Source organism: Pseudonocardia sp. UM4_GMWB1 (assembly GCF_017312155.1).
In the GTDB taxonomy this organism is placed as follows: Bacteria; Actinomycetota; Actinomycetes; order Mycobacteriales; family Pseudonocardiaceae; genus Pseudonocardia; species Pseudonocardia alni.
The window spans coordinates 1-4,717 of the sequence record NZ_QJPN01000008.1 but is presented as its reverse complement, the minus strand read 5'-3'; the positions used below and the strand labels follow the sequence as shown (position 1 = coordinate 4,717).

Here is a 4,717-nt window from a genome sequence, read left to right as displayed (position 1 = left end):
TTGTTGACCAGAACGGTCAGCCGGCCGAACCGGTGCTCGGCCTCGGCGACGCGGCCGCGCTCCACGACGGCGCGGTACGCGGTCCGGGCCACCGACCCCGGGTCGTGACGACGACCGCGCGGTTCGTGGGCGCGGACGGCGGGCGGCGTCGGGTGCACGATGGACCCGTGATCGGTGACCGCTGGGGCGTGACCGACGCCGAGACCACCCGCCCCTACCCGTGCGACGAGCTCGTCCCGGCCCCCACGCTGCAGGCGTGGCGGGGGCGTCTCCGTCGCCGCGCCGGCCGCCGTCGTCTGGCCGTGGGTCGCCCAGATCCGGCTCGCCCCGTACTCCTACGACTGGGTCGACAACTTCGGACGCCGATCCCCGCAGGAGCTCGTAGGACTCCCGGAACCGCAGGTCGGGACACCTTCACCGCGACCGGCGGACGGCGGCTCGGCCGGATCCTCTCGGTCGACCCCGGCGTGCAGCTCACCGGCAGCGTCCTGGGCGCCGTCATGTCCTACGTCCTCGCGCCGCAGGGGGCGGACACGACCCGTCTGCTGCTCAAGGTCGTCATGGGCGGCACCCGCGCGCTCGCACCGCTGGTGTCGGTCGGCGACCTCGTGATGGCCCGGCGGCAGCTGCTGAACCTGGGACGGCTCGCCGGAGCGCCACAGCCGGCCACGGGGTCGTTGACGACACACCGGGCACGGTGGGGTGCGACGACGGGGTGTGATGCGCGATCCTGACGGGATGAGTGAGAACCCGGTAGCGCTCGATCTCGACGACGCGGGACTGGCCGGTGGCCTCCCCCGCCCGGCGCACCAGCTCGACGGGATCCAGGACGTACCGTTCCGCCCGGTCCAGTTCCGCGACAACGACCTCCCGACCGCACTGGAGCGCGCCGCGCAGTGGCTGCGGGAGACCCAGTCCTGGCTGGGCGAGCCGGTCGACGTGATCGCCATCCACCTCGACTACAACGAGGCGTCCGAGGCGGCGTACTACGAGCTCAAGCTGATGTGCAACGAGGAGGACCTCGCCGGGGCACCCATCGCGGTGCGCCAGCGGGCCGCCGCCGACGCCTGACCACACCCCGACGGGTCGTCGCCCCGGCACCGACCGTGCCGGGGCGACGCCCATCCAGTGATCAGAGTCACGCCGAGGCATGACGATCAGCAGGTCGCGACCCTCCGGAACGGCCGCGGGAGCGTCTCAGGGCGGACGGCTGTTTGGCCGACACCGGGCCCTGCGGTAGCGTCCTCCTCGGTCACCGTAGTTCTGAGTTTCGTGTCTCAAGCGCGCTCGCAGAATGATGATGCGGGCGGATCCGCTGTCTTTGGTGTAGCTGAAGCTGGCTGCCGTCTGGGAATTCCTCTGACCCGGGCAGCCGCACGACGTGGTTGTTCCGTCCGAAAGCTGCATGACAAGGAGTCACCATGACCAACGGAACCGTGAAGTGGTTCAACGCCGAGAAGGGCTTCGGCTTCATCGCCCCCGAGGACGGCGGCGCCGACGTGTTCGTCCACTACTCGGCCATCGAGGGCTCGGGCTTCAAGGAGCTCCAGGAGAACCAGGCCGTGTCCTACGAGGTCACCCAGGGCGCCAAGGGCCCGCAGGCCTCCTCGGTGTCCCCCCGCTGACACCCCCGCCCGGCCGTGCGGCCGGGCACTGTTCCTCCGTCCGATGGCGGCATCCCCACGCGGGATGCCGCCATCGGCGTCTCCGGGCCGCTAGCGTGGCGGAGTGCCGCTGTCCGCCCGCCAGACCGCGCTGCTGGCGGACCGGTTACCCGGACACGAGGTCGTCGCCGACCACGGCTGGGGTCTGGTCGGACCACCGTGCTGCAGATCCGCCACGCCCGGTGGCCGACACCTCAATCGTGGAAGGCCGGGCGACGACGACGGCGGGCCGGTCGTGCAGCAGCGCCAGCAGCTCCCCGGCGCCGCGGTAGGTCGACGGCTCGTGCTCGGCGGGCGTGTCCTGCACCAGGGCCCCGGGCAGGTAGCGGGGTGACCAGCAGCTTCGCGTCGGCGTCGGCGTGGCGCAGCTCCGGCGCGCGGCCGCGGGCGACGAGCGGGGCCAGCCACTCGCGGTGGGCGCGCAGCTCACGGGCGATGTGGGTGTCGGCGTCGTCGCCGGCCTTCACGATGAGGTCGGCACCGGCGTGGCGGATCTGCAGCACGGTGGTCCCGACCAGACCCCAGCCGTGGTCGGCGACGACCTCGTGTCCGGGTAACTGGTCCGCCAGCAGCGCGGTCTGGCGGGCGGACAGCGGCACTCCGCCACGCTAGCGGCCCGGAGACGCCGATGGCGGCATCCCGCGTGGGGATGCCGCCATCGGACGGAGGAACAGTGCCCGGCCGCACGGCCGGGCGGGGTGTCAGCGGGGGGACACCGAGGAGGCCTGCGGGCCCTTGGCGCCCTGGGTGACCTCGTAGGACACGGCCTGGTTCTCCTGGAGCTCCTTGAAGCCCGAGCCCTCGATGGCCGAGTAGTGGACGAACACGTCGGCGCCGCCGTCCTCGGGGGCGATGAAGCCGAAGCCCTTCTCGGCGTTGAACCACTTCACGGTTCCGTTGGTCATGGTGACTCCTTGTCATGCAGCTTTCGGACGGAACAACCACGTCGTGCGGCTGCCCGGGTCAGAGGAATTCCCAGACGGCAGCCAGCTTCAGCTACACCAAAGACAGCGGATCCGCCCGCATCATCATTCTGCGAGCGCGCTTGAGACACGAAACTCAGAACTACGGTGACCGAGGAGGACGCTACCGCAGGGCCCGGTGTCGGCCAAACAGCCGTCCGCCCTGAGACGCTCCCGCGGCCGTTCCGGAGGGTCGCGACCTGCTGATCGTCATGCTCGGCGTGACTCTGATCACTGGATGGGCGTCGCCCCGGCACGGTCGGTGCCGGGGCGACGACCCGTCGGGGTGTGGTCAGGCGTCGGCGGCGGCCCGCTGGCGCACCGCGATGGGTGCCCCGGCGAGGTCCTCCTCGTTGCACATCAGCTTGAGCTCGTAGTACGCCGCCTCGGACGCCTCGTTGTAGTCGAGGTGGATGGCGATCACGTCGACCGGCTCGCCCAGCCAGGACTGGGTCTCCCGCAGCCACTGCGCGGCGCGCTCCAGTGCGGTCGGGAGGTCGTTGTCGCGGAACTGGACCGGGCGGAACGGTACGTCCTGGATCCCGTCGAGCTGGTGCGCCGGGCGGGGGAGGCCACCGGCCAGTCCCGCGTCGTCGAGATCGAGCGCTACCGGGTTCTCACTCATCCCGTCAGGATCGCGCATCACACCCCGTCGTCGCACCCCACCGTGCCCGGTGTGTCGTCAACGACCCCGTGGCCGGCTGTGGCGCTCGGCGAGCCGTCCCAGGTTCAGCAGCTGCCGCCGGGCCATCACGAGGTCGCCGACCGACACCAGCGGTGCGAGCGCGCGGGTGCCGCCCATGACGACCTTGAGCAGCAGACGGGTCGTGTCCGCCCCCTGCGGCGCGAGGACGTAGGACATGACGGCGCCCAGGACGCTGCCGGTGAGCTGCACGCCGGGGTCGACCGAGAGGATCCGGCCGAGCCGCCGTCCGCCGGTCGCGGTGAAGGTGTCCCCGACCTGCGGTTCCGGGAGTCCTACGAGCTCCTGCGGGGATCGGCGTCCGAAGTTGTCGACCCAGTCGTAGGAGTACGGGGCGAGCCGGATCTGGGCGACCCACGGCCAGACGACGGCGGCCGGCGCGGCGACGGAGACGCCCCGCCACGCCTGCAGCGTGGGGGCCGGGACGAGCTCGTCGCACGGGTAGGGGCGGGTGGTCTCGGCGTCGGTCACGCCCCAGCGGTCACCGATCACGGGTCCATCGTGCACCCGACGCCGCCCGCCGTCCGCGCCACGAACCGCGCGGTCGTCGTCACGACCCGGGGTCGGTGGCCCGGACCGCGTACCGCGCCGTCGTGGAGCGCGGCCGTCGCCGGGGCGAGCACCGGTTCGGCCGGCTGACCGTTCTGGTCAACAACGCCGGCGTCCAGAACCCGCCCGCACCGATCGAGACGACCGAGGCGTCCACGTGGCGGCGTGTGCTCGACATCGATCTGACCGGTGCGTTCTTCGGCATCAAGGCGGTGACGCCGGCCCTGCGCCGTGCGGGCGGCGGGTCCATCACCAACATCGGTTCCGTCATGGGACCGGGGACCGCCCACTACGCGCCGTACGTCGCCGCCAAGTGGGCGCTGCGCGGCCTGACCAGGACCGCGGCGCTCGAGCTGGGCCGCGACGGGATCCGGGTCAACGTCGTCCACCCGGGGGTCATCGCGACGCCGTTCATCACCGAGCCCGTCGCCGGAGCCGCCGCCCCCATCGCCGACTTCTACTCGCCCGACCCCTTCGCGGTGCCGCGGCTGGGAGAGCCGGCCGACATCTCGGCGCTGGTGCTGTTCCTCGCCTCCCCGGCGGCGTCCTTTCGTGACGGGCTCGGAGTACGTGAGCGACGGCGGCCTGCTGCTCGGCCCGGCCCTCCGGTGAGGCCGTGGAACACGACGAAGGCCCAGGGTCCGCCGGACCTGGGCCTTCGTGTTGTCGGGGGTGACAGGATTTGAACCTGCGACCTCTTCGTCCCGAACGAAGCGCGCTACCAAGCTGCGCCACACCCCGATGGACACCCGGGTCTCCCCGTGAGCCGTGGAGAACTCTACCCGATGCCCTCCGAGGCCTGCGCGGGGTTCCCGTCCGCGCATCGGGGCCGGTCGTGC

At 72.0% G+C, this 4,717-nt stretch carries 8 protein-coding genes and 1 tRNA gene; 4 read left to right on the top strand and 5 right to left on the bottom strand.

Going from position 1 to position 4,717, the window contains the following annotated elements; all coding sequences use genetic code 11:
- Window positions 1-467 precede the first annotated feature (467 nt).
- From DMP15_RS30155 to DMP15_RS30145, 3 genes are all read left to right on the top strand, one after another.
- Complete coding sequence (locus DMP15_RS30155) at window positions 468-734, top strand: hypothetical protein (RefSeq protein ID WP_337827016.1); 267 nt, start codon at window positions 468-470, stop codon at window positions 732-734.
- A 4-nt stretch (window positions 735-738) separates the two neighbouring features.
- Window positions 739-1,071, top strand: a complete 333-nt coding sequence (locus DMP15_RS30150) for a hypothetical protein (RefSeq protein WP_073575791.1) — start codon at window positions 739-741, stop codon at window positions 1,069-1,071.
- 350 nt (window positions 1,072-1,421) lie between these two features.
- A complete protein-coding gene (locus DMP15_RS30145) occupies window positions 1,422-1,625 on the top strand; it encodes a cold-shock protein (RefSeq protein WP_020627798.1) in 204 nt (67 codons plus the stop codon).
- A gap of 233 nt (window positions 1,626-1,858) precedes the next feature.
- Here DMP15_RS30145 and DMP15_RS30140 read toward each other — a convergent pair whose 3' ends face one another.
- The 4 genes from DMP15_RS30140 to DMP15_RS30125 form a co-directional block, all read right to left on the bottom strand.
- On the bottom strand, window positions 1,859-2,263 hold the full coding sequence (locus DMP15_RS30140; protein WP_337827015.1) for a hypothetical protein: 405 nt from the start codon (window positions 2,261-2,263) through the stop codon (window positions 1,859-1,861).
- A gap of 102 nt (window positions 2,264-2,365) precedes the next feature.
- A complete protein-coding gene (locus tag DMP15_RS30135; protein WP_020627798.1) occupies window positions 2,366-2,569 on the bottom strand; it encodes a cold-shock protein in 204 nt (67 codons plus the stop codon).
- Window positions 2,570-2,918: 349 nt separating this feature from the next.
- The gene (locus DMP15_RS30130) at window positions 2,919-3,251 is read right to left on the bottom strand and encodes a hypothetical protein (RefSeq protein WP_073575791.1); all 333 of its coding nucleotides are present in this window, start codon (window positions 3,249-3,251) and stop codon (window positions 2,919-2,921) included.
- A 57-nt stretch (window positions 3,252-3,308) separates the two neighbouring features.
- Window positions 3,309-3,821 carry a polyketide cyclase gene (locus DMP15_RS30125; RefSeq protein ID WP_073575793.1) on the bottom strand — a complete coding sequence of 171 codons (513 nt, stop codon included), beginning with the start codon at window positions 3,819-3,821 and terminating at the stop codon, window positions 3,309-3,311.
- 74 nt (window positions 3,822-3,895) lie between these two features.
- On the opposite strand from DMP15_RS30125, the gene DMP15_RS30120 reads away from it, so the two are divergent.
- On the top strand, window positions 3,896-4,564 hold the full coding sequence (locus tag DMP15_RS30120) for an SDR family NAD(P)-dependent oxidoreductase (RefSeq protein ID WP_337827014.1): 669 nt from the start codon (window positions 3,896-3,898) through the stop codon (window positions 4,562-4,564).
- On the opposite strand, the gene DMP15_RS30115 is transcribed toward DMP15_RS30120, so the two are convergent.
- Window positions 4,546-4,618 (bottom strand) — tRNA-Pro (locus DMP15_RS30115). The two genes, DMP15_RS30120 and DMP15_RS30115, sit on opposite strands and share 19 nt — an antisense overlap.
- Window positions 4,619-4,717 lie beyond the last annotated feature (99 nt).

What these genes read in the sequence shown, in the direction of transcription:
- DMP15_RS30150 (WP_073575791.1), top strand. Translation starts at nt 739, where the DNA reads ATGAGTGAGAACCCGGTAGCGCTCGATCTCGACGACGCGGGACTGGCC.
- DMP15_RS30130 (WP_073575791.1), bottom strand. Translation starts at nt 3,251, where the DNA reads ATGAGTGAGAACCCGGTAGCGCTCGATCTCGACGACGCGGGACTGGCC.
- DMP15_RS30145 (WP_020627798.1), top strand. Translation starts at nt 1,422, where the DNA reads ATGACCAACGGAACCGTGAAGTGGTTCAACGCCGAGAAGGGCTTCGGC.
- DMP15_RS30135 (WP_020627798.1), bottom strand. Translation starts at nt 2,569, where the DNA reads ATGACCAACGGAACCGTGAAGTGGTTCAACGCCGAGAAGGGCTTCGGC.